This is a genomic window from Arthrobacter sp. HMWF013, from assembly GCF_003061105.1.
In the GTDB taxonomy this organism is placed as follows: Bacteria; Actinomycetota; Actinomycetes; order Actinomycetales; family Micrococcaceae; genus Arthrobacter.
On sequence record NZ_QAIQ01000262.1, the window covers coordinates 1 to 1,813 of the forward strand.

General features: G+C 64.0%; 1 protein-coding gene, 1 pseudogene and 1 riboswitch. The gene and the pseudogene both read right to left on the reverse strand.

All coding sequences use genetic code 11. The features are described from left to right. Positions 1-323 (reverse strand): annotated as a pseudogene (locus tag DBR22_RS10475) (hypothetical protein); the annotation flags it as partial. Positions 324-328: 5 nt separating this feature from the next. After that, positions 329-477, reverse strand: a riboswitch (cyclic di-AMP (ydaO/yuaA leader). 129 nt (positions 478-606) lie between these two features. After that, a partial coding sequence (locus DBR22_RS10480; RefSeq protein ID WP_108598967.1) for a HAMP domain-containing sensor histidine kinase occupies positions 607-1,813 on the reverse strand: 1,207 nt, incomplete at its 5' end.

Below are 1,813 nucleotides of genomic sequence, written 5' to 3' on the forward strand. Positions count from 1 at the left end.
GGGGAAGGCTTGGCCTGGATTTCGGCCTTTTCGAAGCTCAGGTTGGAATCCCCGGCAGCGGAGGCGTCGGCCGTCGGCGCAGTCTCGCTGGCCGCTAGGAAATCGGCGTCCGAGGCATGGCCGGCAGCGCCGACGCCAATAAGGAGGGCGCACGCCGCGGTGAAGACGGCTGCACGCCGGCCAAGCGAGGGAAATTTAGTTCTGGGTGACGTGGAGGAAACGGACTCGGACGTTGCCGTTGACTCCGCTACGGTAACTTTTCGGCCGCTGTGGAGATTCCCTGACCCGTTTTCCGGGCGCGTTTGTACGTTGAATTCAGACATGATGGATCGCCTCTCACACCTGCGGAGTTAGCTGTCGGGTTCGGATGAGGGCATCCGGCCACACGGAAAATCACGTGCTGGCTTAACCCCAAGGGCACTCGTGGCCCGGGACCGTGGGTCCCCCGCCTCTGCCTCTGAACGCGGGATCCGGGAAGCGGCAGAGCTTGGCGTCATCCGGATATGCAGCCCGATAGAGCTGCACTTAATCGACGGTACAGGAGCTCAGCGCTTAAGTCACATTTTGGTAACGGAGATCACGACGGCGGTGTGTCGACTTGCGGGGTCAGTGGATGGTGGGAAGGCGAAGCTTGAAAACAGTGTGGCCGGGGCTGGACTGTACGGTCACGGTTCCACCGTGAGCCTCCACGATCGACTGGACGATGGACAGGCCGAGTCCGCTGGTGCCCTCGGAAGCCGCAGATCCGGAAGCCGGTGCCGTGCCCGCGCGGGCAGCGTCTGCGCGGGCAAAACGCGAGAAGGCCTTGTCCACGAAGTCAGCCGGCATGCCGCCGCCGTCGTCCGTTACCGTCACTTCGGCGCTTCCATCCCCAGCCCTGCAGACCCTGGTAACCACCGTGGTGCCGGGAGGAGTGTGCTTGCGTGCGTTGGAGAGCAGGTTCACCAGAACCTGGCGGAGCTGTGAGGCGTCGCCGGTGACAGCGATCGGCTCATCCGGCAGCTCAAGACGCCAGGTGTGGCCCGGGGCGATAACTTTTTCGTCGCTGACAGTCTCAATCACCAGCTGGGTGAGGTCCACTTCGCTGAGTTTCAGCGGCTGGCCCTCGTCGAGCCGGGCGAGCAGGAGCAGGTCCTCCACCAGGGTGGTCATGCGCTCGGACTGGCTCTGCACACGTGCCAACGACTTCCGGCCGTCCGGCGTGAAGTTCTCGGTCATCCTCATCAGTTCCGTGTAACCGCGGATGGCCGTTAATGGGGTCCGGAGTTCGTGGGACGCGTCGGCCACGAACTGCCGCACTTTGGTTTCGCTCTTTTGCCGCGCCTCCAGGGCACTGGCCACGTTGTCCAGCATGAGGTTGAGCGCATGGCCGACGCTGCCCACCTCGGTTCCGGGATTGGAGTTCGACGGCGGGACGCGCACCGCGAGTGCCACCTCTCCGGCATCCAGGGGGAGCCGGGAGACCCGGGTGGCGACTTCCGATAGCTGCTCCAGCGGCTTCATGGTGCGTCGAATGAGCACGGTCCCGGCAAGTCCGATCAGAGCCAGGCCGCCGAGGGAAACGAACGTGAATGTCCACACCAGCGAGGCGAGGGTGCTTTCCTTTGCGGCGAGCGGAAGACCGGTCACCAGCACGTCGCCGTAGCCTGTTGCCACGGCGACAATCCGATAATCCCCAGTGGACAGCGAACGGTCTACGGGATTTCCGTTCTGCGCCAGGGCGAGCAGGGTCTGTTTGTCCTCTGAGCTGAGAGCGGAGCGCGTGGTGTCCGGGTCGAGGTAGCCGCCACTGTTGATCTGGCCGTTTACGATC